Here is a 22,259-nt window from a genome sequence, read left to right on the forward strand (position 1 = left end):
CCACGGGGCTGTCGTGCCCGCTCAGCGCGAGCGGACGACGTTGGTGCGCGCGGCCTTGTCGTGCAGCGCCTGCCTGTTCTTGTCCCACAGCGGCCAGAGCACGTCGAGCAGCGTGAAGAGGCCGAGCGAGCCGAGGATCGGCACGAGCGAACCCAGCAGGTTGGGCCCCTGGTAGACCGCCGAGCGCAGCAGCGTGGCGCCCCACGTGGGCAGCCCCGGCTGGTCGCGCAGCCGCACCCGCAGGCCGGTGAGCAGCTTGCCGACGGTGCCGCCGAAGAACTTCACCATGAGCACCTCGTAGGCGACGCCGAGGAGGGCGCTGATCAGCCCGATGCGCAGCAGCCAGTCCTCCAGGACCACGGGCATGGCGCCGGTGGGGTCGGGGTCGAGGGCGAAATCCTGCAGCTCGGCGGTGAGCTCGGGGTCGGCGGTCACGGCGACGAGCACCGTCACGAGCCCGAGCCCGAGCAACGCGTCGATGAGCCGGGCGCCGACGCGGTGCCACCAGCCGGCCAGCGGCTGGCCGTCCGGCGTGATCGTGCGCGGGTCGGGGCGGTAGCCGCCGGGCACCGGGCCGCCCTGCCACTCGCCCTGGTAGGGCTGCTGGCCGGTCTGCCCGGCGTAGGGGTTCGGCTGCTGGTATCCCTGCTGGCCGGGGCCCTGCTGGCCCCAGGGCGACTGGCCGTGCTGGCCCCAGCCCTGCTGGCCGGAGCCGCCCTGACCCCAGCCCTGCTGCCCGTAGCCACCCTGGGCCTGGTCGCTCCCACCCGGCTGCTGCGTCTGCTGGAGCGACTGCCCCGCCTGGGCGAGGTTGGGCTTCTGCTTCGGCGCGGTGTGCGAGGTCCACTGCACGCCGTCCCAGTAGCGGAGGTTCTGCTCGTCCTGCGGGTCGTCGTACCACCCTGCCTGCTGACTCATGGCGGCCAGACTAGCCGCGCAGGTGACCTACTCCGGCACCCCTTCTCCGCCGGCCCGGCGGGCCACCTCGTGGGCGACGAGCACCTGGTCGGCGCGGAACTGGTCGGCGGGCACCGGCGGCAGCAGGTCGTCCCAGTGGGACAGGAAGGTGCCGCGCAGCTGCAGCATCCCGGTCGGCCGGGCATACAGCCACCAGTGCAGGTGCTCGGCCCCGTCGCCCCACAGCGCCACCTGGATCCGGGGTATGCCGAGCACCTGCTGGGCGGCGGCGTCCACCACGCTGAGGAGCTCGCCCTGCCGGGCGGCCTCCTGCGGAGTGAGGTCGGCGAGCTCGGCGTGCCGACGGGGCATGAGGAAGAGCGCGAAGGGCAGGCCGCGCGGCTCGTGCGGCAGACCCAGGAGGAACAGCTCGTCGTGCCACATGATGTAGCCCGGGTCGAGGCTGCGCGCCGCGTCGCAGACGAAGCAGTCCTGGCCCCCGGCGCCGCGCCGGTCCGGCTCGACGTCGACCGGAGGCTCGAGCGGCTTGGGGGTGAGGGAGCCGGTCCACGGCCACGAGCTCCACTGCTGCAGGTCGCTCTCGCGGTAGCCGTCACGCTCGATCGCCGCGCTGACCCGTGCGAACCACTCCTGCGGCGTCTCCGGCATGCTCCGACCCTAGGTGACCGGGTCGGTGCGGCGCATGCTCCGTGCCTGCGCGGCGGTCAGCCGGGCAGCGGGCATACCCGCAGCGGGGCGCCGTCGCCCGGGACGTTGGTGATGTTGCGCAGCCGGGTGCGCGCCGGGGCATCCGCGACGACGTCCACGCGGGTGAGGACCTCGCGCAGGACGACCACGCCCTCCATGAGCGCGAAGGCTGCGCCGACGCACCGGCGGACGCCACCGCCAAACGGGATGAAGGTGTGCGCTGCGGGACCTCCGCCGAGGAAGCGCTCGGGCCGGAACGCGTCCGGCTCCGGGAAGGCGTCGGGGTCGTGGTGCGCGAGCAGGATCGCCGGGGCGGCGGTCGCGCCGGCGGGGAGGTCGACGCCGCCGATCCGCTGGTCGCTGCGCAGGGTGCGGGCGACGTAGTCGATGATCGGGTGCAGCCGCATCGCCTCCTTGACGCAGGCCTCCAGGTGCTCCTCGTCACCCTCCTGCGCCGCCCGGTGGGCACGGGCCCGGGCCTGCTCGTCGCGGCCGAGCTCGTGCAACGTCCAGGCCAGGGTGGAGGCCGTGGTCTCGTAGCCGGCGAGCAGCAGCGTCACGACCTGGTCCCGGATCTCGTGGGTGCTCAGCGGCTCGCGCTCGTCGTCGTGGTCGGTGCCGACCGCGAGCAGCTGGTCGAGCAGGTCCGCCGGCTCGCGGGCGGCGCCGGCCCGGCGCTGCTGGACCTCGGCGTGGATGAGCTCGTCGATCGCCGCGAGGTTGCGGGCGTGGCCGCGCCAGGGCGGCAGCGCGCGCAGCCGCGGGTAGAGCCAGCCCCCGACGACGACCGGGTCGACCTCGACGAGCCGCAGCACGCGGGGTCGCAACGCGGTCAGCCGTCGGGGGTCGCTCGCGCCCAGCACCACCTGCCTCATCACCGCGAGCGTCACCCGGCTCATCCGCTCCAGGGCGACGACCGAGGAGCCAGGCGCCTGCGGCCAGGTGTCGACCTCGTCCGCGGCCGCGCGCTCGACGACCGGACGGTATGCCCGCACTGCTGCCGGTGAGAAGGCCGGCATGAGATAGCGCCGGATAGCCCGGTGGGCCTCGCCGTCGTTGAGCATGACCGAGCGGTCCCCCATCGCGGCGCGCAGCATCTCGTTGCCCTGGGCGCCGCTCAGCTCGACCGGGTCGCCGGCGAAGATCTCCTTGATGGCCTCGGGGTCGCTGAAGAGCACGAGGTGCTGTGGCCCGGGCAGCATCCGCACGGTGAAGGGGTCGCCGTAGCGGGAGCGGTGCCGCTCGAAGGTGCCTTGGCGGTCGGTGAAGGCCTGAATCGTCTGGAGCACCGCCGGGGTCCGCGGCCCCGGCGGCAGTCCCCCACGCGCCGGCTGTCTGGTGCGCATGCCTGCGACGCTACCGGCTCCTGGGGCGAGACGGGCCTCACGACGCCCGCCGCAGGCCCTGCCCGCATCACCACGCCCGCCTCAGCCCCTCCTGTGCCGTGCCTCCCGGCATACCTGTGCACGCCCCACGCCCTGCCCTCACCGCACCTGTCCCTGCCCTCACCTGGGCACGGTTGTGCACCTGATGCAGGCTTCTCGACGCTGCATGTGGTGCACAGCCTTGCTCAGGTGCGAGCCCAACGCGGAGACAGCCCGGGGTATGCCCCCGCTACTGTCCTGGTATGCCGCCCCTCCAGCCCTGGTATTCCCCGCCCCCCCCGGCAGGTCTGCCTGCCTCAGCGGCGGCCGACGAACCACCGCCGGATGGTGTCGATCCGGTCGCGGACCTGCTCCGAGCTCGCCGTCGCCAGCTCCGGGCCGCCGGAGGCGCGGCGCAGCTCGGCGTGGACGACGGCGTGCGGCTGGCCCTTCTTCTGGGCGTATGCCGAGACGAGCTTGTTGAGCTCCTTGCGGTGCTCGGCCAGCGCCCGGTGCGCCGAGACCGCCTCCGCGCGCTCGCGCCCGCCACCCCGGCCGACCTGCGTCTTCTGCCGCTCCCGCAGCAGGGTCGCGACCTGGTCCGGCTCCAGGAGCCCGGGCAGACCGAGGTAGTCGTCCTCGTCCTCCGAGCCCGGCATACCGCCGAGGCCGTACTGCTCGGCGTCGAAGAGCACGTGGTCGAACTCCGCGTCCGACCCGATCGCCTCGTAGCTGCCGGCCAGCTCGTCCGAGGCCCCCTCGTCCTCCTGCGCTGCGGCGACGAGCCCGTCCTCCTCGGACCACAGCTGGTCCTCGTCGGTCTCCTTCCGGTTGAGCGCGTGGTCGCGCTCCAGCTCCATCGACCCCGCGTGCCCCAGGAGCAACGGCACGTTGGGCAGGAAGACCGACGCGGTCTCGCCGCGCCGCCGGGCCCGCACGAAGCGGCCCACCGCCTGGGCGAAGAACAGCGGCGTCGAGGTGGACGTGGCATAGACACCCACGGCGAGGCGTGGCACGTCGACGCCCTCCGACACCATCCGCACCGCGACCATCCACCGCGCGTCGCCCTGGGCGAACTCCTCGATCCGCGCCGACGCACCCGCGTCGTCGGACAGCACGACGGTCGCGGCCTGGCCGGTGATCTCCCGGAGCTGCTTGGCGTAGGCGCGGGCCGAGCGCTGGTCGGAAGCGATGACCAGGCCGCCCGCGTCCTCGACGTGCCGGCGCACCTCGCTGAGCCGCTTGTCGGCCGCCCGCAGCACCGCCGGGACCCAGTCGCCCGCCGGGTCCAGCGCGGTGCGCCACGCCTGCTTGGTGACGTCCTGCGTCAGCGGCTCCCCCAGCCGCGCCTCGAGCTCGTCGCCGACCTTGGTCCGCCACCGCATCGTGCCGCCGTAGGAGAGGAACAGCACCGGGCGCACGACGCCGTCCCGGAGCGCGTCGGCATACCCGTAGGTGTAGTCGGCCGAGGACCGCAGCACGCCCTCGGCATCCATCTCGTATCGCACGAACGGGATCGCGGCCGTGTCCGAGCGGAAGGGCGTGCCGGTCAGCGCGAGCCGGCGCGTGGCCGGCTCGAAGGCGTCCCGCACCGCCTCGCCCCAGGACAACGCGTCGCCGCCGTGGTGGACCTCGTCGAGGATGACCAAGGTCCGCGCGGCCTCGGTCCGGGCCCGGTGCAGCAGCGGCTTGCTGGCGACACCGGCATACGTCACCGCCACGCCGTCGAAGTCCCGGCTGTGGCGCCCCTGCGCGTTGGCGAAGCGCGGGTCGATCCGGATCCCGACCTTGGCCGCCGCCTCGGCCCACTGCGTCTTGAGGTGCTCGGTCGGCGCGACGACACAGATGCGCTGCACCTCGCCGCGGTCGAGCAGCTCGGTCGCGACGCGCAGCGCGAAGGTCGTCTTGCCCGCCCCCGGGGTCGCGACCGCGAGGAAGTCGCGGGGCCGCTCGGTGAGATAGGCCTCCAGCGCGGCGGCCTGCCAGGCACGCAACTTGCCCGCCGTGCCCCAGGCGGCGCGCTCGGGGTAGGCGGGGGGCAGGTGGGAGGCGGCTGAGGTGGACATCGGCGACCCAGGATAGGTCGTTTCCGGATCCGACTCACCGGGGCTCGGGCTCAGTCCCCCGACACCCCGGCCGTGGTATGCCGCCCGCCTCGCCCGTGCGCACGGCACGGACCTGACGCCTAGAATCGGGACATGAGCACGCGCATGTCGGACCAGCCCCTCGACGCCCCGGAGGCCCCCAGCGCCCCGTCGACGCAGACGGCCGTGCTGGAGCGGGAGGACACCCGGGTCGAGCCCGACCTGTCCGAGCCGGGCGACCACGAGCGCTTCTCCCACTACGTCCGCAAGGAGAAGATCATGGAGTCCGCGCTGAGCGGCAACCCCGTGATCGCGCTGTGCGGCAAGGTGTGGGTGCCGGGCCGGGACCCGCAGAAGTTCCCTGTGTGCCCGCAGTGCAAGGAGATCTACGAAGGTCTGCGTGAGCCGCAGGACGGCGGCGGCTCGGACGGCGACGAGGGCTGAGGGGCAACCACACGCGACGCTCGGTCAGTTGCGCTCGGGGTGCTCGGTGAAGGTCACGAGGAAGGACGCGGCCGAGCGCTGGCGCAGCAGCACGTCGCGCCACAGGTCGTCGGTCTCCTCGCGGAACGGGTCGCGCGGCTCGCGGGGCACGACGTGCCAGGCCCCCTGCCGGATCTCGGAGTCCAGCTGCCCGGCCGACCAGCCGCTGTAGCCGACGAAGATCCGGAAGGCACCGAGCTCGGGGACGACGAGCGGCGCCGGCGCGTCGAGGTCCACCAGGCCGATGCCGCCGAAGAGCAGCTGCGTGCCCAGCGGCGGGTCGCCCGGGTCGTGGCCGGGCACGCTCACCAGCCCCATCGCGGTGTCGCGTCCGACCGGTCCGCCGCGGAAGAGCACGCCGGGCTCGGTGACGAACGGCTGCCACTCCGGCAGCACCGCGTCCACGGAGGCCTCCATCGGCTGGTTGAGCACCAGGCCGTGCGCCCCCTCCTCGTCGTGGTGCAGCACGAGGACGACCGACCCGGCGAACGGCTCACCCGTCAGCGGGGTCGCGACCAGCAGCCGACCGACCGCCAGCTCGGGACTGCGCGTGGTCACCGGGACTCCCCCTGCCGCGCGTCCGCCGCGGTGGTCGCCGTCGCCATGCCCCCATCATGGCCCCACCGGCGCCTCGCCGTCGCGGCGATCCCGACCGCCAGCGCGATGCCGAGCAGGTCGGCGGCCAGGTCCAGCGGGTCCGCCTGCCGCATCGGGGCGAGCAGCTGCTGCAGCGGCTCGCTGACGAGGGCGTGCACCACCAGCACCGGCACCAGCCCGCGCGCCCGGAGCCAGCACGCGAGCAGCGTCGGGATGCCGAAGAGCAGCAGGTGGCCCACCTTGTCCAGGCCCGGTATGCCGTCCGGCCCGGGGGCCTGCGGGGCATACAGGCCGTAGCCCTGCACGAGCAGGGCCACGAGCAGCGCCACCCACCCGAACAGCCGGATGAGGTCGAGACCGGGCTGCGGACCCGGGGCCAGCGAGGTCAGCTGGACCCCTGGAGCCTCGCCTCGGCCGCGGCCTGCACCGCCTGGGCGACGGCCTTGGTCGCCTTGGAGTTGAAGACGCTCGGGATGATGTAGGTGGGATTGAGCTCGTCGGCGGACACCACGTCGGCCAGCGCCGTGGCAGCGGCGAGCAACATCTCGTCGTCGATGTGGTCGCTCTGCGCGTCGAGCAGGCCGCGGAAGACGCCGGGGAAGACGAGCACGTTGTTGATCTGGTTGGCGAAGTCGCTGCGCCCGGTCGCGACGACCGTCGCGTGCTGGCCGGCCTCGACCGGGTCCACCTCGGGGACCGGGTTGGCCATGGCGAAGACGACGGCGTCCTCGTTCATCTGCGCGATGTCCTCGCCAGTGAGGATGCCGCCGGCGGAGACGCCGATGAAGACGTCGGCGCCCACGAGCGCGTCCTTGAGGGTCCCGGTCTCCAACGCCTGGTTGGTCTGGCTCGCGATCCAGGCGAGGTTGCCGTTGTCGCCGCGCATGACGTCCGCGCGGCGCGGGTGGATGATCCCGTCGACGTCGGTCACGATGAGGTCGCGGGCCCCGGCGCGCAGCAGCAGCCGCATGATCGCCGAGCCGGCCGCCCCGGCGCCGGACATGACGATCTTGACGTCGCTGATGTCCTTGTCCACGACGCGCAGCGCGTTGGTGAGCGCGGCCAGCGCCACGATCGCGGTGCCGTGCTGGTCGTCGTGGAAGACCGGGATGTCGAGCTCCTTGCGCAGCCGGGCCTCGATGGCGAAGCAGCGGGGGGCGGAGATGTCCTCGAGGTTGATGCCGGCGAAACCGGGCGCCAGGGCCTTGACGATCCGCACGATCTCGTCGGCATCGGTGGCGTCGAGGCAGATCGGGAAGGCGTCGATGTCGGCGAACCGCTTGAAGAGCGCGGCCTTGCCCTCCATGACCGGCATCGCCGCGAGCGGGCCGATGTCGCCGAGGCCGAGCACGGCCGAGCCATCGGTGACGACGGCGACGGTGTTGCGCTTGATGGTCAGGCTGCGGGCGTCCTCGGGCCTCTCCGCGATCGCCTGGCAGATCTTGGCCACGCCGGGGGTGTAGACGAGGGACAGGTCGTCGCGGTTGCGGATCGGCAGCTTGGAGGTGACCTCGAGCTTGCCGCCGAGGTGCGCCAGGAAGGTGCGGTCGCTCACGCGTCCGATCTCGACCCCGTCGACGCCGCTGATCGCCTCGACCACCTCGGCGGCGTGATCGGTGCCGTAGGTCGCGATCGTCAGGTCGGCCTGCAGCCGCTCGGTCCCCGAGTCGCTGATGTCGACCGCCGTCACCATCCCCCCGACGTCGGCCACCGCGGTCGTGATCTCCGAGACGGCGGTGACCCGGGCCGGCAGCTCCAGCCGGACGGTGATGGAGTTGGACACGGACGGAACGGGGCTCATGGGCGCCATTGTGTCCTACCAGGTCACCACCGTGTCGCACCACGTGCGGAGAAGTTCCTCGTCGTGCGAGGCCACGAGCACCCCGCAGCCCGAGCGGTGCTGGTGGGTGTGCACGGCGCGCACCAGGTCGCGTGCCGTGGCCCCGTCGACCATGGACGTCGGCTCGTCCAGCAGCAGGTAGTCGGCGTCCAGCGCGAGCGCCCGGGCCAGGACGACCCGCTGCAGCTGGCCGCCGGAGACCTCGTCGGCGCGCCGGCCGGCAAGGGCCGGGTCGAGCCCGACCCGCTCCAGCAGACCGGCCACGACAGCGCGGTCGCGCGGCATACCCGCGAGCACCAGCGGCTCGACCACAGCGCGCCCGAGCGTCCACCGCGGGTCGACGGACTGCCGTGGGTCCTGCGGCAGGTAGGCGATCCGGCGCCGGACGCTCGCCGGCACCTCGTGACCGGTGCCGCGCACCGGGCGACCGTCGAGCACGACCTGCCCCGCCGCCGGACGGTGCAGCAGCGCCAGGGTGCGCAGGAGCGTGGTCTTGCCCGCGCCCGAGGGCGCCATGAGACCGGTGACCTGGTCGGCGGGAACGCTCAGCGTCACCCCCTCGCGCACGAGGACACCGCGACCGCGCCGCAGCGTGAGATCGACACCGGCGAGGGTATGCCCCGTCCCCGCGCCGCGCTTCCGACGTCGCCCGGCGTCGTGGTGCCGGGCGCCCCGCACCCGGGCGACCACCTCCTGCGGCGGACCCGCGGGGGCGGTCCGGCCGGCGTCGAGCTCGACGACCCGGTCGGCGACCTGCTCGGCCAGCGTGAGGTCGTGCGTCACGACGAGCACCGCCCGCCCCTCCTCCCGCGCGAGCCGGGCCAGCCCGGCCCCGACCGCCTCGGCGCGTGGCCGGTCCAGCCCGGTGGTCGGCTCGTCGGCCAGCACCAGCCGAGGGTCGCCCAGCAGCGACAGCGCGTTGGAGACCCGCTGCGCCTGCCCCCCGGAGAGCTGCGAGGGCAGCCGCGCGCCCCACGCCGGGTCGACGTCGTGCCGCTCCATGGTGGCCACCACCGCAGCGCCGACCTCGGGCCGCGGCACGTGCACCCGGGCCTTCTCGACCAGGTGGCTGCGGACGGTCAGCACCGGCGTGAGCGAGCCGACCGGGGCCTGCGGCAACCAGGCCGTGAGCCGTCCTCGCAGCCGCTCCCGGGTGGGGCGGCCCGGGTCGAGCAGGTCGACCGTGGCGGGCTCGCCGTGCCAGCGCGCGCTCCCCCGCACCAGCGCGCCCGGCGGCAGCAGCCCGAGCAGCGCCGAGGCGAGGGTCGACTTGCCGGCGCCGCTGGGCCCCAGCAGCACGACGACCTCGCCCTCGCGCACGTCGAGGTCCACCTCCTCGAGGACCACCTGCTCCCCGCCGGCCCCGTCCGGCAGGGCGACGCCGAGCCCGCGCACCTGCAGGCCGCCGGTCATACCCGTCCCCTCCCCGCCGGTCGCAGCCGCTCGGCGACGGCGAAGACGAGCAGGCTCAGGGCGACGAGCAGCAGCCCGGGCAGCACCGCGGGCCACCAGTGCCCGGCGAGCACGGCGGAGCGGGACTGCTCGATGATCGTGCCGAGCGAGGCCCGGTCGTCCGGGAGGCCCAGGCCGAGGAAACTCAGCGCCGACTCGTGCATGATCGCATGCGGCACCATGAGCACGCTGGCCAGGAGCACCCGCCCCATGACGTGCGCGAGGAGGTGCTGGCGCAGCACCCACCAACGGCCCGCGCCGGCTCCGACGGCAGCCTCGACGAAGCCGGCCCGGTCCAGCGCGAGCAGCTCGGCCCGCACGAGGCGCGCGGTGGTCGTCCAGTGGGTGAGCGCGACGCTGATGACGACGCTGGACAGCGAGGGTCCGAGCAGGGCGACGATGACGATGCCGAGCACGAGGTGCGGCAGCGCGTTGACCGCGTCCACCAGGCGCATGAGCGTGGAGTCCAGCCAGCCGCCACCCCGGCCGGCCGTCATGCCTGCGGCCGCGCCGACCACGACGCCGACGACGCTGGAGACGGCCGCCGCGACGAGCCCGACGAGCAGCGAGACCCTGGCGCCGGACAGCGACCGGTCGAGCAGGTCGCGCCCCGCCTGGTCGGTGCCGAAGGGGTGCTCGGGTGAGGGTGGGAGGTAGGCCCGGGCGAAGTCCGCCCCGCCCGCGCCCCCGACGAGGTCGACCGCGAGCAGGACGAGCAGGAGCAGGAAGGCCGCGACGGCCCAGCCGAACGGCGAGCGGCTGCGGGCGCGTCCGGCCCTGGCCACGGTCCCGGGGCCTCCGTCGCGCACCGGCCGCCAGGGCTCAGCCATCGCGCTGCCCCACCCTCGGGTCGACCCAGCGGTAGGCGAGGTCGGCCGCCAGGTTGCCGAGCACCACCAGCACCGTCGTGAGCACGGTGAGCGCAGCGAGCAGCGCGAAGTCGAGCCGCAGTGCCGCGTCCACCGTCGCGCTCGCGATCCCGGGCCAGGAGAAGACGGTCTCGACGAGCACCGCCCCCGTGATGAGCTCGGGCACGCGCACGCCGAGCACCGTGACCAGCGGGAGCAGCGCCGGGCGCACCGCGTGCGAGCGCAGCAGCCGGCCCCGGGGTATGCCGCGGGCCCAGGCCGCGCGGACCGGCGCCCCGGCGAGCGCGTCCCGGGAGGCGTCACGCACCACGAGGACGAACCACGGCAGGTGCGCGAGGGCCAGCACGAGCACGGGCAGCACGGCGTGCCGCAGGACGTCGCCCGGCTCGACCCCGCTGGCCTGGGGTGACGTCGCTCCCCCGGTCGGCAGCCAGCCGAGGGCCACGGCGAAGACCCAGACCGCGATGAGCCCGATCCAGAAGGGTGGCGAGGCCTGCACGGCCAGCATCCCGGGGCCCACGAGCCGGTCCAGGACCGACCCGGGGTGCGTGCCCGCCCAGCCGCCGAGCGCCACCCCGACCGGGATCGAGACGACCAGCGAGGCGGCGACCAGGCCGAGCGTCCACGGCAGCCGCTGCCCGACGACCGTGCTCACCGGGGCGCGCTGGCTGCTGGAGTAGCCGAGGTCGCCGGTCAGCGCGTTGCCCCACCAGGTGAGCCACTGCTGCACCGCCGAGGTGTCCTCCATGCGGGCGCGCATCGCCTCCAGCGTGGGCCCGTCCAGGGTGAGCGCCCGCTCGCCGAGGGCGGCGATGACCGGGTCGAAGGGCGAGCGCTGCGCCAGCGCGAACATCACCAGCGTGACCACCCCCGCGAGCACCGGCAGCAGCAGGAGCCGGCGGGCCACGAGGGCGCCGGTCCCGCCGCCCCTGGTGCCCGCTCCGGGGCGCGGCCGGGTCAGCCCGCGGGGTCGGTCGTGGTCCATGCCGGGAGGTTCCACCAGGGCCCGCCCTGGAGCCCGTGCTCGTGCGGCTCGACCAGCGGCACGTCCCAGCCGCTCCAGGTGTCGGCGCGGATCACGTAGTCGTGCTCGACGTAGGCGAGGAAGACCCACGGCAGGTCCTGCGCGAGCTGCTCCTGCACCCGTTGGTATGCCTGCACCCGCTCGTCCTCGGCCTGCGCCGAGCGCCCGTCCTCCAGCGCCGCGTCCATGGCCTCCGAGGCATACCCGCCGGGGTTGTCGAAGCCCTGGAAGGCGCGTGAGGAGTGGAAGAGGGGGTAGGTCGACAGGTCGGCGTTGTAGGGGTTGCCGCTGCCGTAGACCAGGGCGTCCTCGCGCATGCGCGGCTCGATCGCCTCCCAGCTCAGACCCTCCGGCTCGACCTCGATGCCGAGCTCGGCCGCCTGCGCCTGGACCGCCAGGGCGACGTTCTGCCGCAGCGTGTCACCAGCGGGATACATCAGCGTGAAGCGGGCGCGCTGACCGTCCCGGGCGCGGGTGCCGTCGGCCTGCTCGACCCAGCCGGCCTCGTCCAACGTCGTCGCGGCGGCCTGGGCGTCGATCTCGACCTCCACGACGTCGGCGTACTCCGGCGCCTCGGGGGGGATGGGCCCGTAGGCGGGGCGACCGGCCCCGGCGAGAGCGCCGTCGACGAGCGCCTGCCGGTCCAGCCCCTGGTGCAGCGCCGCGCGGACCGCCGGGTCGCCGGCGACCGGGTGCTCCTCGGGCAGGACGAGCGCCCGGAAGTCGGCGGTGTCGCGTCGGACGACCTTGAAGTCGTCGTCCTGCTCGACCCGGTCCAGCGCCTGGGCCGGGAGCAGCGCGCCGTCGACCTCGCCGGAGGCGACCCGGGCGGCACGGGCGGCGTCGTCCTCGACGAAGACGAAGGTCGCGCGCTGCACCTGCGGCTGCTCGCCCCAGTAGTCGTCGTAGCCCTCGAGGACCACGCGCTCGCCGGGGCGGTAGGTCTCGATGGTGTAGGGACCGGTGCCGACGACGTCGGCGGAGGCGGCGGGCTCGGGGTCCAGCGACTCCGCGGGCACGATGCCCAGCACGGTCGCGGCGACGAAGGACGACTGCGGCTCGGAGAGCGTGAAGCGGACAGTCGTCTCGTCCACCGCCTCGACCGCCTCCAGCGCCGTCAGGTCGGCAGCTACCGGCGACGCGGTCTCGGGGTCGATCGCGGTCTCGTAGGTCGCGACGACGTCCTGCGCGTCGAGCTCGCTGCCGTCGTGGAAGGTCACGTCCTCGCGCAGCGTGAAGGTCAACGTCAGCCCGTCGGCGGAGACCTCCGGCAGGTCGGTGGCCAGCAGCGGTTCCTGCTCCAGCTCCGCGGTGAGGCGCACCAGTCCCTCGACGACCTTGCCGTCGCCCCACCGGGCATACCCGAGGACGGGGTTGAAGCTGTCCGGCTCGCCGCCGGTCGCGATGACGACCTCGCTCCCCGCGCCGCTGTCCTCGCCCTCGGTTGCCGCACCGCCCGTATCACCCGATCCCTGCTGGGTCGGGTCGGTGCAGGCGGTGACGGCGAGCAGGGCGCCGAGCACCAGGACGGGACCACGAGCGGCCTTACCGCGAGTCATTCGCATGTGGTGACGCTAGCAGGCAGCTCACGCGGCTCGGAATCAGGCGGCGGACGTGCTTGTTGGACTGACCATGAGCACCGTAGACCTGACCGCCGACACCTTCGAGCAGACCGTCACCGGCAACGACATCGTGCTGGTCGACTGGTGGGCCGAGTGGTGCGGTCCGTGCAAGATGTTCGCGCCCAACTACGAGAAGGCCTCGGAGAAGTACGACGACGTCGTCTTCGGCAAGGTCGACACCGAGGACCAGCAGGCGCTGGCCCAGGGAGCCGGGATCTCCTCGATCCCGACGATCATGGCCTTCAAGGAGGGCGTCCTCGTCTTCCGCCAGTCCGGCGCCCTGCCGGCACGCGACCTCGAGTCCGTCGTGGACCAGGTCCGCGCCCTCGACATGGACGAGGTCCGCGCCAAGCTGGCCGAGGCCGAGGCGCAGGAGGCGCAGCCCGCCTCGCAGTCCTGACGGCGCCACGCCCGAGGCCGACCGGCCCCAGCGTTCACGTGAACGCTGGGGCCGATCCTTGCGGGCGCGCCGTCGGCCCAAGGCGTTCACCGGGGTATGCCGCGTGGGCGGGGCCAGGGATCAGAGCGAAAGGGCCGTGACAACGGCACAGCGTGAGACATGGGTGGTGGAGGTGGCGGGAAACTCCTCGCTAACGCTCTGACCAGCATGGATGCTCATGGCCGCTCCCCCGTGTCAGCCCTGTGTCAGTCTCGATCGGCGCAGTCGGCACCTTTCCCACGAGACAGGTCCTTCACATCTGACGAAGGCGATCGGCCAAGGGACCGAGCTGGTTGTCGACGATGTCGAGGATCAACTCGGCGTCGACACGGAAGTACTCGTGCACGACGACGTTGCGCAGTCCCGCGATCGCTCCCCATGGGACCTCCGGCGCCCGATCGCGCGTCTCGCTGGGAAGTACCCGCACCGCCTCCCCGATCACGGCTAAGTTGCGCAGCACCGCGTCGTAGGCCATCTCCTGGAGCTCGCCGGACGCAAGATGCTGGGTGTAGCCCTGGCATCGTTCGACCGCATGCAGGATGTCGGCGAAGCGTTCCTGCTCGGATCGCGTCACACCGGCACCGCATCGCTGAGCGCGGTACTCGACACCTCAGCGCGCAGCAGGGTCGGCGTCACCACATCGACGCGGCGGCCGAAGACGTCGCTGAGCTCCTCGCCCATGCCCGCCACGCGCAGGAGGGGGTTCCCTAAGTCCGGCAACAGATCCACGAGAAGGTCGACGTCGCTGTCCGCCGTCGCGTCGCCTCTGGCCACCGAGCCGAACAATCGTGGATTGGTCGCACCGTAGCGCTCAAGGATCTGCTCAAGAGCGTCACGATGAGCAACGACCACCGCACGGAGGGCGGTGCTCTCGGACGTGACGGTGCTCATGTGTCAAGGGTAGAGGGCCAGCATCGTGACGCCTAGGACCAGGAAACCCACTGAGTGAGCGATACGAGCCAGTCAGCATCGCCGCTGACGATCCGTGGCCCCTTCGAGGCCGCTGTTGAACAGGAGGCAAATACCCACGACCACCTCGACGGTTCCCCCGAGTCCGACGCGGAGAGTCCTTCGGGACTGCTGCATGAACGGGTGACGGCTTGAGTGGCGCACTAGCATTCCGCGGATGGGCACACACATGGACGACCGGACACACCCACGTCCTGTCGCCGCCACTGTACGCGAGGCCATGGCTGACCTAACGGCATCCGAGCGCAAGGTGGCCCGCGCGCTGCTGTCGGACTACCCGGTGGCCGGTCTGGCGACCGCAGGGGAACTGGCCGCCAGGGCCGGGGTCAGCACCCCTACGGTCGTGCGGTTCGTGACCCACCTCGGTCTTCCCGGGTATGCCGCGTTCCAGCGCGCGCTGCGGCGGGAGGTGCACGCGCAGATGGGCTCGCCGGTAGAGCAGTACGACGAGGTCCTGCGGCGCACCTCTGAGGAAGGCGTTCTCATGTCCTCGCTCGCGACGCTGCGGGGGGCCCTGGACGCCTCGTTCCACGAGCTACCCATCAGCGAGTTCGACCGTGCGGTCGACCTGCTGTGCACCCCCGGCGTGCGGATCTCCGTCGTCGGGGGCCGCTTCAGCCACGTGCTGGCGCAGTACCTGGTGCACCACCTGCAGCTGCTGCGCGACCAGGTCGCCGTCCTGCCCTCCGACGAGTTCGCCCGCATCGTGCTGGTCGGCGAGGTCGACAAGGACGACCTCCTGGTCGTCTTCGACTACCGCCGTTACGACCAGCGCACCGTCCGTCTGGCCGCCGAGGCCCGGCGAGGGGGTGCACGGGTGCTGCTGCTCACCGACCCTGGGCTTTCCCCCATCGCCGAGCACGCCGACGTCGTGCTCCCCACCAGGGTCGACGCGCCCTCCCCGTTCGACTCTCTCCTGCCCGCCTTTGGCCTGGTGGAGACGCTCGTCGCCGCAGTCACCCTGCGGCTGGGCGAGAAGGGACGACACCGGGTCGAGCGGCTGGAGGGGCTGCGTGAGGTGCTTGACCCGGACGCACCGTCTTCGCTCCCCCCGACCGACGGGTAACAACGTGCAGTAACATTTTTTTCACGCCCAACCTCTTGACGCAGGTTCTGAACAGCCTGTTTCATGGACGCCATTCCCCCCGGAGAGGCTTCCCCATGAACAGCACCACCGGCACCAGCGCCGACACCTCAGCCCTGGCACCACCGCCCGAGAAGGCCGAGGTCACCCCCTCAGGCCTACACCGCAACCTGCGGGTCTGGGAGGTGACGGCCCTGTCCGTGGGCTTCATGGGCCCGGTCATGGCCATGTCGCTCAACGGCATCGGCGTGGCCGGCCTGGTCGGCAAGGCCGTGCCCTTCACCTTTGCGATCTCCTTCGCCGGCGTGATGCTCGTGGCCTACGCGTTCATCCGCCTCACCCGCTACTTCACCCATGCCGGCAGCGTCTACGCCCTGGCCGGCGCGACCCTGGGCCCGCGCGCCGGCTTCTTCGGCGGCTTCGCGCTCCTGGGGACCTACCTCTTCTTCTCCGCCTGCATCACCGGTGCGTGCGCGGTGTTTTTCGAGGCGATGCTCGGCGAGTTCGGCCTCACGCTGCCCACCGGGACCTGGGTCCTCATCACCGTCGTGGCCGCGGCGGCCGCACTGCTGCTGAACCTGCGTGAGTCCACGGTGACGACCCGCACCCTGCTGGCCATCGGCATGGTCGGCATCGTCGTCATGGTCATCTTCAGCCTCGTGGTCATCGCCCGGGTCGCTTCCGGCGACGCCCCGGTCAGCACCGGTATCGACCTGGGCACCCTCCTGCCCGGCGAGGCCTCCTGGACCGCCATCATGACCGCCTCGGTCTTCGGCTTCCTCTCCTGGGCCGGCTTCGAGTCCGGCACCTCGCTGGGTGAGGAGACCCGCGACCCCAAGCGCACCATCCCCCGGGCGCTGATTTACGCCGTCGTGCTGGCCGGCGTCATCTACACCCTCGTGATGTTCGCCCAGACCATCGGCTACGGCACCGACACCGCGGGTCAGGAGGCCTTCGCCGGGGCCAGCTCGACGCTGACCGAGCTCGGGTCGACCTACATCGGCCCCTGGTTCGCCGTGATCATCTCGATCATCGCCTTCTGCGTGGCGTTCGCCTCGCTGCTCAGCTGCTCGGCCGCGGCCGCCCGGCTCGTGTTCGCCCTGGCCCGCGACGGGTTCGGCCCGTCGGCCCTGGCCCGCACCAGCCCCCGCACCGGCGCTCCCACCGTCGCCACCGTCACCGTGCTCGTGCTCACCGTCCTGCTCGTCCTGCTCCTGGCTGCCATCGGCGGAGGCCCGGTCGAGGTCTACTACTGGTACGCCACCATCGCCACCCTCTGCATGGTCGTGGCCTACGGCATGGCCTCCGTCGGCGCCATCCGGCACACCTTCCGCCCCGACTCCCCGATCCGCCGCTGGGAGGTCGTCCTGCCGGCCGGCGGCATCGTCTACCTCGTCTACGTGTACGTCGTGCAGGTCGCCGGCCAGGAGGCCCCCTACACATACTTCCCCTGGATCGCCGCCGTGTGGTGCCTAGCCGGACTGGCTGTCATCCTGGCCGCACCAAAGCTCGCCGAACGCATCGGCGCCCGCCTCACCAAGGAGGACCTGGGATGAGCACCCCCCAGCCCGAGGGCCTCACCGCGCTGACCTTCGTCGCCACCAGCGACCTGTCGGCCATCACCAAGGGCCGATCGATGCCCACCGCCCTGCTCGAGCAAGGGGACACCACCGGCTGGGTGCCGGCCAACCTGGGCATCGGGGCCAGCGGCCACATCGCCGACCAGATCCCGTTCGGCTCGACCGGCGACCTGCGGCTGGCACCCGACCCCGACGCCTCCCACGTCATCACCGGAGTCCCCGGCCGCCCGGACACCACTCTCGTGCTGGCCGACATCGTCACCACCGACGGCCAACCCTGGTCCTGCTGCCCCCGCACCTTCCTGCGCGACGCCGTGGCGACCCTCAAAAGCGAGTTCGGCCTCACCGTCGCCTCCGCCTTCGAGCACGAGTTCATGGACCTGGACGTCGAGGGCGAGCACCACCCGTTCTCGTGGCGCAACTTCCGCGCCGCCGAGCCGGTCGGCTCACAGCTGGTCACCGCGATGGAGCGCAGCGGCCTGGAGCCGGAGACCTGGCTGGCCGAGTACGGCGAACACCAGTACGAGGTCACCGTCCGCCGGGCCGACGCAGTCCGCGCCGCCGACCGGGCCATCCTCACCCGCGACCTGGTCCGCGACGTCTTCTCCGCCGCCGGCCACCGCACCACCTTCTCCCCCGTCGTGCAGCCGGGAGCCACCGGCAACGGCGTGCACGTCCACTTCGGCCTGCACGACGCCGAGGGCACCAACGTCATGTTCGACCCCTCCCGCCCGGGTCGCCTCTCCGAGCTCGGCGGACGGTTCGCCGCAGGCATCCTGCGCCACGCCGGGGCACTGGCGGCGATCTTCGCGCCGCTGAGCGTGTCCTACCTGCGCCTACGTCCCCACCAGTGGTCCTCCGCCGGGGTCTTCCTCGGGCTGCACGACCGTGAGGCCCTGCTGCGCGTCTGCCCCACGGTCGAGATCGACGGCAAGGACCCCGCGCCCCAACTGCACCTGGAGTTCCGCGGCGGCGACATCGGCGCCAACCCCTGGCTTCTGCTCGGCTCGCTGTTGCACGCCGGGATGGAGGGCCTGCGCAGCGGCATCGAGCCCGCCGAGCTGCAGGTCGGCGAGGCCGACCGCGCCAGCGCCGCCATGACCGAGCTGCCGCGCGACCTCGGGCAGGCGCTCGACCTGCTCGAGCAGGACGAGGTCGTCACCGGCTGGTTCGCCCCCGAGCTCATCGCCACCTACCTGCGCATCAAGAGGGTGGAGCTGGAAGAGGTGAGCAAGCTCTCGGAGTCCGAGCAGTGCGAGTGGTACGCCCGTGCCTACTGACTGGATCGCCGACCTGCCGCTGGTCGACCACCACTGCCACGGGGCCGTCGAGGCGACGCTGGACCGGGCACGGTTCGAGGACCTCATCACCGAGTCCGACGCCCCTGCCCCGGCCGGCACCACCTTCTTCGACACCCAGCTCGGTTTCGCGATCCGCCGCCACTGCGCCCCCGTGCTCGACCTGCCCCCGTTCGCCGGGCCGGAGGACTACCTCGCCCGCCGTGCCGAGCTGGGCCCCGAGGCAAGCCGGCGGTTGCTGCGGGCCAGCGGCATCAGCGACTACGTCGTGGAGACCGGCCACAAGGCCGACGAGATCCTCGACCCCGCCCAGATGGGCGAGGTGGCCGGCGCCGGGTATGCCGAGGTCGTGCGCCTCGAGCGCCTGGCCGAACAGGTGGCCGAGGACGTGTCACCCGCCGACTTCGTGGCAGCCTTCGCGGCGCGGCTGGACCACGAGCTGAGCCGTGCGGTGGGGGTCAAGAGCATCGCGGCCTACCGAGGCGGCTTCGACATCGACCCCACCCGGCCCGGCGAGGACGAGGTCGCCCGCGCGAGCCAGAACTGGAAGGACGCCACCCCGACGGGCACCCCGCTGCGGCTGACCGACCCGGTGCTCATCAGGCACGGGTGGTGGAGCGCGATCGACCGGGCAGTGCCCATCCAGCTGCACGTCGGCTACGGCGACCCCGACGTCGACCTGCACCGGTGCAACCCGCTGCTGCTGACCGAACTGCTGCGCCTGGCCCGCGGCAGCGGGGCGCGCTTCATGCTGCTGCACTGCTACCCCTACCACCGGGAGGCCGGCTACCTCGCCCACGTCTTCGAGCACGTCTACTGCGACGTGGGCCTGGCCGTCACCTACACCGGCGCCCAGTCCGCCCAGGTCATCGCCGAGTCGCTGGAGCTGACGCCGTTCGCCAAGGCGCTGTTCTCCTCCGACGCCTTCGGCGCGGCCGAGCTCTTCCACCTCGCGCCGAGCTCTTCCGCCGCGGCCTGACACAGGCCCTGCAGACCTGGTCCGGCCCTCAGGGCTGGCCGGAGCAGGAGCAGCAGCGCGTGGCACGGATGATCACCGCGGACAACGCGCGTCGCGTGTACGGCCTGGACCGGGTGCCGACCACGAGCTTCGGGCAGAACCGGTGACCACCACGCCCGCCCTCGGTACAGAGCTGGACACCCTGCGCCGCCGGTGGCTCGAGGCCGTCGAGGACCACCTGGATGCGGCCCTGGACCTGCGCCGCCAGCTGCACCGAGACCCCCGCCCCTCCGGGGACGAGGAAGCCACCGCCCTGGCCGTCGAGACGGCCCTGGGCGTCCCGCTGGAACGGGTCGCCGAGACCGGCCGTATCGGCAGGATCGGCCCGGCCACAGGCCCGGCCGCCCTCTTGCGGGCAGAGCTCGACGCGCTCCCGGTGCGGGAGGCGACGGGCGCGGCATACGCCTCGACCTCGGGGGTCATGCACGCCTGCGGGCACGACGTGCACCTGGCCGCGCTCGTCGCGGTCGTGCGCGCCGCCGAGGGGCTGACCCTTCCGGTGGGGCTGGTGCCGCTGCTGCAGCCGCGCGAGGAGACCTATCCCTCGGGGGCGCAGGACGTGGTGGCCTCCGAGGCGCTGGCCCTGCACGGTGTGGGCGCGGCGATCGGCGCGCACGTGCACCCGACCGTGCCGCCAGGAACCGTGGCCACCGGGGCCGGTGTCGTCAACGCCGCCGCGGACGAGATCGAGATCGTGCTGCGGGGGCGAGGCGGGCACGGGGCCTACCCGCACCACGCCAGCGACCCCGTCGCCGCGATCTCCCACATCGTGCTCGGGCTACCCGAGGTGATGCGCCGCACCATCTCCCCGATGCACCCCAGCACCCTGTCGGTGGGACACCTGCAGGCCGGCGAGCGCAGCGCCAACGTGCTGCCCGGCGAGGCCAGGCTGCTGGCCACCCTGCGTACGACCTCCCACCCGGACCGGCTACGGATCCAGGAGCAGGTCCGCCACTTCGCGGCCCGCCAGGCCGAGTCCTACGGCCTGGAGGCCACGATGGTCGTCACCTCGGGGGAGCCGATGCTGTCCAACGACCCCGACCTCGTGGACCGGATGGACGGCTGGCTGGAGCGGTGCGGCACTGAGGTGACCGAGCCGATGCGCTCCCTCGGCGCCGACGACTTCTCCTTCTTCGGCGAGGTGGTGCCCTCGGTCATGGCCTTCGTCGGCGTGCAGGTCGAGGGTCACCCCAGCCCCCCGCCGCTGCACCACCCCGAGTTCCTGCCCGACGAGGACGCCGTCCGACAGGTGGCCGTCGCGCTCGTGTGCGGCTACCTGGCCGCGGCCGACCTGTGGTCCAACCCCCGCCTCGACAACCACCAGGAGGATTCCGGATGACCGACGCCACCGGCCCCGGCCCGCGTACGGACGAGGAGTGGTATGCCGCCGATGCCCACGCCCTCGCGGGCGTGGAGAAGCTGCGCTTCTTCCCCCAGGTCGTCGCCTCCGGGCGGGCCGCCACGCTGACCACCCCGGAGGGCCGTGAGCTGCTCGACCTCAGCGCCAGCTGGACGGCCACCGGCCTGGGTCATGCCCACCCGGTGGTCGTGCAGGCGGTAACCGAGGCGATGGGCGCCCAGGCCGGGGGCTCGGTGCTCTCCGGTACGCACCCGCAGGCGGTGCTGCTGGCCGAGGAGCTGCTCGAGATGGTGCCGTCCACCGGCGAGGATCGGCGGGTCTACCTGGGGCATGCGGGTACCGACGCGAACGACGTGGCCCTGCGCGCCGTGCGGCACGGCACCGGCCGTCCGGCCATTGTCGCCTTCGAGAACGGGTACCACGGAGGTCTTGGTACCGCGATGGCCGTCTCCGGGCTGCATGTCGCTGGCGGGGCGACGGCCGACCCGGACCTTCACCTGGTCCCCTACCCCGACCCCTACCGTCCGTGGACCGGCAAGGCCGACGACCTCCTCGACCGGACGCTCGCCCGGGTGGAGGACTACCTCGCCCGCGGGGACGTCGCCGGGATCATCGTCGAACCCATCCAGTCCGACGGCGGTCTGATCGTGCCGCCGGAGGGTTTTCTCACCGGGCTGCGGGCGCTGTGCGACCGGCACGGCACCCTGCTCGTCGTCGATGAGGTCAAGGTCGGCCTGGGCCGGACCGGACACCTGATGGCGCATCACCTCGAGAACGTCCTACCCGACCTGGTCACCCTCGGTAAGGCCCTCGGATCGGGCCTACCATTGTCGGCCGTGGTCGGCCCCGCCGGCGGCCTCGACGAGCCGACCGCCTCGGCCCTGATGACGACAGTCGGCAACCCGGTGTCCTGCGCGGCCGGCCGCGCCGTGCTGGGCCTCCTGCGCGACGGCACCCTGGCCAGGTCGGCCATGGAGCTCGGCGAACGCATGACGGACGGACTGCGCCGCTACGCCGCCTCCGACCGTCCCGGCGCCGAAAACGTCGGCGACGTCCGCGGCCGCGGACTAGCCCTGGGCGTCGAACTGGTCCACGAGGGGACCCTAGACCCGGCTCCAGCCCTGACGGCCAAGACTGTCATGGCCGCTTGGCGCCTCGGCGCGGTCGTCTACCCGGTCAGAGACAACGTCCTGGAGATCACCCCACCCCTGGTTATCACCCCCGAGGAAGCCGACCGAGGCGTCAATCTGCTCACCCGCGCCATCGACGCCGCCGTCGGCGGAGAGGTCACCGATGAGGACGTCGCGGCCTACTCCGGCTGGTGACCGTTCTCGAGCATGGTTCTATCGGAGCGACACGATGCAATCACGAGAGCAGAGCGGATTGCCGAGCCACTCGGGCCTTGATCTTCAGCAATCGTGCCGGCACATCGCTGCGCCGTGTCGGCGGCGCTTGAAAACTGGACAGTAGCGGCGCTCAAAAAGTGGACACTCTGCCAACGATTGGAGTGTGATCACCATGGAGGACTGGGCGCTGATCAGGAGGCTGGCCGCCGACGGTGTGCCGAAGGC

The 22,259-nt window shown here is 72.7% G+C and carries 21 protein-coding genes; 8 read left to right on the forward strand and 13 right to left on the reverse strand.

The annotated features are described in order from the left end of the window. Positions 1-21: 21 nt before the first annotated feature. From BJF86_RS18960 to BJF86_RS10860, 4 genes are all read right to left on the reverse strand, one after another. Positions 22-918, reverse strand: coding sequence for an RDD family protein (locus BJF86_RS18960; RefSeq protein WP_075818866.1), 897 nt, complete (start codon positions 916-918; stop codon positions 22-24). 27 nt (positions 919-945) lie between these two features. Continuing rightward, a complete protein-coding gene (locus tag BJF86_RS10850; protein WP_083652949.1) occupies positions 946-1,566 on the reverse strand; it encodes an HIT family protein in 621 nt (206 codons plus the stop codon). 56 nt (positions 1,567-1,622) lie between these two features. Then, complete coding sequence (locus BJF86_RS10855) at positions 1,623-2,951, reverse strand: cytochrome P450 (protein WP_075818868.1); 1,329 nt, start codon at positions 2,949-2,951, stop codon at positions 1,623-1,625. A 335-nt stretch (positions 2,952-3,286) separates the two neighbouring features. Further along, positions 3,287-5,035, reverse strand: coding sequence for a DEAD/DEAH box helicase (locus BJF86_RS10860; protein WP_075812541.1), 1,749 nt, complete (start codon positions 5,033-5,035; stop codon positions 3,287-3,289). A gap of 132 nt (positions 5,036-5,167) precedes the next feature. Here BJF86_RS10860 and BJF86_RS10865 point away from each other — a divergent pair, with 132 nt between their 5' ends. Next, on the forward strand, positions 5,168-5,497 hold the full coding sequence (locus BJF86_RS10865) for a DUF3039 domain-containing protein (RefSeq protein ID WP_143553803.1): 330 nt from the start codon (positions 5,168-5,170) through the stop codon (positions 5,495-5,497). Between the two features lie 24 nt (positions 5,498-5,521). Here BJF86_RS10865 and BJF86_RS10870 read toward each other — a convergent pair whose 3' ends face one another. Genes BJF86_RS10870 through BJF86_RS10900 form a run of 7 tightly spaced genes read right to left on the reverse strand, consistent with a single transcriptional unit; the run spans position 5,522 to position 12,883 of the window. Further along, positions 5,522-6,094 carry a YqgE/AlgH family protein gene (locus BJF86_RS10870; protein WP_075818870.1) on the reverse strand — a complete coding sequence of 191 codons (573 nt, stop codon included), beginning with the start codon at positions 6,092-6,094 and terminating at the stop codon, positions 5,522-5,524. Further along, positions 6,091-6,462, reverse strand: a complete 372-nt coding sequence (locus tag BJF86_RS10875) for a hypothetical protein (RefSeq protein WP_075818872.1) — start codon at positions 6,460-6,462, stop codon at positions 6,091-6,093. The genes BJF86_RS10870 and BJF86_RS10875 overlap by 4 nt, the downstream gene beginning before the upstream one ends. A gap of 56 nt (positions 6,463-6,518) precedes the next feature. Then, positions 6,519-7,934, reverse strand: coding sequence for an NAD-dependent malic enzyme (locus tag BJF86_RS10880; RefSeq protein WP_075818874.1), 1,416 nt, complete (start codon positions 7,932-7,934; stop codon positions 6,519-6,521). A gap of 15 nt (positions 7,935-7,949) precedes the next feature. Next, on the reverse strand, positions 7,950-9,386 hold the full coding sequence (locus tag BJF86_RS10885) for an ABC transporter ATP-binding protein (protein WP_075818876.1): 1,437 nt from the start codon (positions 9,384-9,386) through the stop codon (positions 7,950-7,952). Next, positions 9,383-10,255, reverse strand: coding sequence for an ABC transporter permease (locus tag BJF86_RS10890; protein WP_075818878.1), 873 nt, complete (start codon positions 10,253-10,255; stop codon positions 9,383-9,385). Before BJF86_RS10890 ends, BJF86_RS10885 begins: the two co-directional genes overlap by 4 nt. Then, on the reverse strand, positions 10,248-11,279 hold the full coding sequence (locus BJF86_RS10895; RefSeq protein WP_083652953.1) for an ABC transporter permease: 1,032 nt from the start codon (positions 11,277-11,279) through the stop codon (positions 10,248-10,250). The genes BJF86_RS10890 and BJF86_RS10895 overlap by 8 nt, the downstream gene beginning before the upstream one ends. After that, the gene (locus tag BJF86_RS10900; RefSeq protein WP_083652955.1) at positions 11,252-12,883 is read right to left on the reverse strand and encodes an ABC transporter substrate-binding protein; all 1,632 of its coding nucleotides are present in this window, start codon (positions 12,881-12,883) and stop codon (positions 11,252-11,254) included. The genes BJF86_RS10895 and BJF86_RS10900 overlap by 28 nt, the downstream gene beginning before the upstream one ends. A gap of 67 nt (positions 12,884-12,950) precedes the next feature. On the opposite strand from BJF86_RS10900, the gene trxA reads away from it, so the two are divergent. Then, entirely contained in the window at positions 12,951-13,340 is a 390-nt protein-coding gene (trxA, locus tag BJF86_RS10905) for a thioredoxin (RefSeq protein WP_022926171.1), read from the forward strand. Between the two features lie 292 nt (positions 13,341-13,632). Here trxA and BJF86_RS10910 read toward each other — a convergent pair whose 3' ends face one another. Together BJF86_RS10910 and BJF86_RS10915 are read right to left on the reverse strand one after the other, a co-directional pair. Next, positions 13,633-13,953 (reverse strand): DUF86 domain-containing protein, encoded by a 321-nt coding sequence (locus BJF86_RS10910; protein ID WP_075818882.1) that lies wholly within the window; start codon positions 13,951-13,953, stop codon positions 13,633-13,635. After that, complete coding sequence (locus tag BJF86_RS10915) at positions 13,950-14,270, reverse strand: nucleotidyltransferase family protein (protein WP_075812557.1); 321 nt, start codon at positions 14,268-14,270, stop codon at positions 13,950-13,952. The genes BJF86_RS10910 and BJF86_RS10915 overlap by 4 nt, the downstream gene beginning before the upstream one ends. A 247-nt stretch (positions 14,271-14,517) precedes the next feature. Here BJF86_RS10915 and BJF86_RS10920 point away from each other — a divergent pair, with 247 nt between their 5' ends. From BJF86_RS10920 to BJF86_RS10945, 6 genes are all read left to right on the forward strand, one after another. Further along, positions 14,518-15,414 carry a MurR/RpiR family transcriptional regulator gene (locus BJF86_RS10920; protein WP_083652957.1) on the forward strand — a complete coding sequence of 299 codons (897 nt, stop codon included), beginning with the start codon at positions 14,518-14,520 and terminating at the stop codon, positions 15,412-15,414. A 95-nt stretch (positions 15,415-15,509) separates the two neighbouring features. Beyond that, a complete protein-coding gene (locus BJF86_RS10925) occupies positions 15,510-16,988 on the forward strand; it encodes an APC family permease (protein WP_083652959.1) in 1,479 nt (492 codons plus the stop codon). Then, positions 16,985-18,292 (forward strand): glutamine synthetase family protein, encoded by a 1,308-nt coding sequence (locus BJF86_RS10930; RefSeq protein WP_075818886.1) that lies wholly within the window; start codon positions 16,985-16,987, stop codon positions 18,290-18,292. Before BJF86_RS10925 ends, BJF86_RS10930 begins: the two co-directional genes overlap by 4 nt. Continuing rightward, positions 18,282-19,289: an amidohydrolase family protein gene (locus BJF86_RS10935; protein WP_237768178.1), complete on the forward strand. Its 1,008-nt coding sequence runs from the start codon at positions 18,282-18,284 to the stop codon at positions 19,287-19,289. Before BJF86_RS10930 ends, BJF86_RS10935 begins: the two co-directional genes overlap by 11 nt. A 142-nt stretch (positions 19,290-19,431) precedes the next feature. Then, positions 19,432-20,667, forward strand: coding sequence for a M20 metallopeptidase family protein (locus tag BJF86_RS10940; protein WP_075818888.1), 1,236 nt, complete (start codon positions 19,432-19,434; stop codon positions 20,665-20,667). After that, the gene (locus BJF86_RS10945) at positions 20,664-22,013 is read left to right on the forward strand and encodes an aspartate aminotransferase family protein (protein WP_075812565.1); all 1,350 of its coding nucleotides are present in this window, start codon (positions 20,664-20,666) and stop codon (positions 22,011-22,013) included. The genes BJF86_RS10940 and BJF86_RS10945 overlap by 4 nt, the downstream gene beginning before the upstream one ends. Positions 22,014-22,259: the final 246 nt, after the last annotated feature.

This window comes from Serinicoccus sp. CNJ-927 (genome assembly GCF_001942435.1).
Classification (GTDB): Bacteria; Actinomycetota; Actinomycetes; order Actinomycetales; family Dermatophilaceae; genus Ornithinicoccus; species Ornithinicoccus marinus.

What these genes read in the sequence shown, in the direction of transcription:
- BJF86_RS18960 (WP_075818866.1), bottom strand. Translation starts at nt 918, where the DNA reads ATGAGTCAGCAGGCAGGGTGGTACGACGACCCGCAGGACGAGCAGAAC.
- BJF86_RS10850 (WP_083652949.1), bottom strand. Translation starts at nt 1,566, where the DNA reads ATGCCGGAGACGCCGCAGGAGTGGTTCGCACGGGTCAGCGCGGCGATC.
- BJF86_RS10855 (WP_075818868.1), bottom strand. Translation starts at nt 2,951, where the DNA reads ATGCGCACCAGACAGCCGGCGCGTGGGGGACTGCCGCCGGGGCCGCGG.
- BJF86_RS10860 (WP_075812541.1), bottom strand. Translation starts at nt 5,035, where the DNA reads ATGTCCACCTCAGCCGCCTCCCACCTGCCCCCCGCCTACCCCGAGCGC.
- BJF86_RS10865 (WP_143553803.1), top strand. Translation starts at nt 5,168, where the DNA reads ATGAGCACGCGCATGTCGGACCAGCCCCTCGACGCCCCGGAGGCCCCC.
- BJF86_RS10880 (WP_075818874.1), bottom strand. Translation starts at nt 7,934, where the DNA reads ATGAGCCCCGTTCCGTCCGTGTCCAACTCCATCACCGTCCGGCTGGAG.
- BJF86_RS10885 (WP_075818876.1), bottom strand. Translation starts at nt 9,386, where the DNA reads ATGACCGGCGGCCTGCAGGTGCGCGGGCTCGGCGTCGCCCTGCCGGAC.
- BJF86_RS10890 (WP_075818878.1), bottom strand. Translation starts at nt 10,255, where the DNA reads ATGGCTGAGCCCTGGCGGCCGGTGCGCGACGGAGGCCCCGGGACCGTG.
- BJF86_RS10895 (WP_083652953.1), bottom strand. Translation starts at nt 11,279, where the DNA reads ATGGACCACGACCGACCCCGCGGGCTGACCCGGCCGCGCCCCGGAGCG.
- BJF86_RS10900 (WP_083652955.1), bottom strand. Translation starts at nt 12,883, where the DNA reads ATGCGAATGACTCGCGGTAAGGCCGCTCGTGGTCCCGTCCTGGTGCTC.
- trxA (WP_022926171.1), top strand. Translation starts at nt 12,951, where the DNA reads ATGAGCACCGTAGACCTGACCGCCGACACCTTCGAGCAGACCGTCACC.
- BJF86_RS10915 (WP_075812557.1), bottom strand. Translation starts at nt 14,270, where the DNA reads ATGAGCACCGTCACGTCCGAGAGCACCGCCCTCCGTGCGGTGGTCGTT.
- BJF86_RS10920 (WP_083652957.1), top strand. Translation starts at nt 14,518, where the DNA reads ATGGACGACCGGACACACCCACGTCCTGTCGCCGCCACTGTACGCGAG.
- BJF86_RS10925 (WP_083652959.1), top strand. Translation starts at nt 15,510, where the DNA reads ATGAACAGCACCACCGGCACCAGCGCCGACACCTCAGCCCTGGCACCA.
- BJF86_RS10930 (WP_075818886.1), top strand. Translation starts at nt 16,985, where the DNA reads ATGAGCACCCCCCAGCCCGAGGGCCTCACCGCGCTGACCTTCGTCGCC.
- BJF86_RS10945 (WP_075812565.1), top strand. Translation starts at nt 20,664, where the DNA reads ATGACCGACGCCACCGGCCCCGGCCCGCGTACGGACGAGGAGTGGTAT.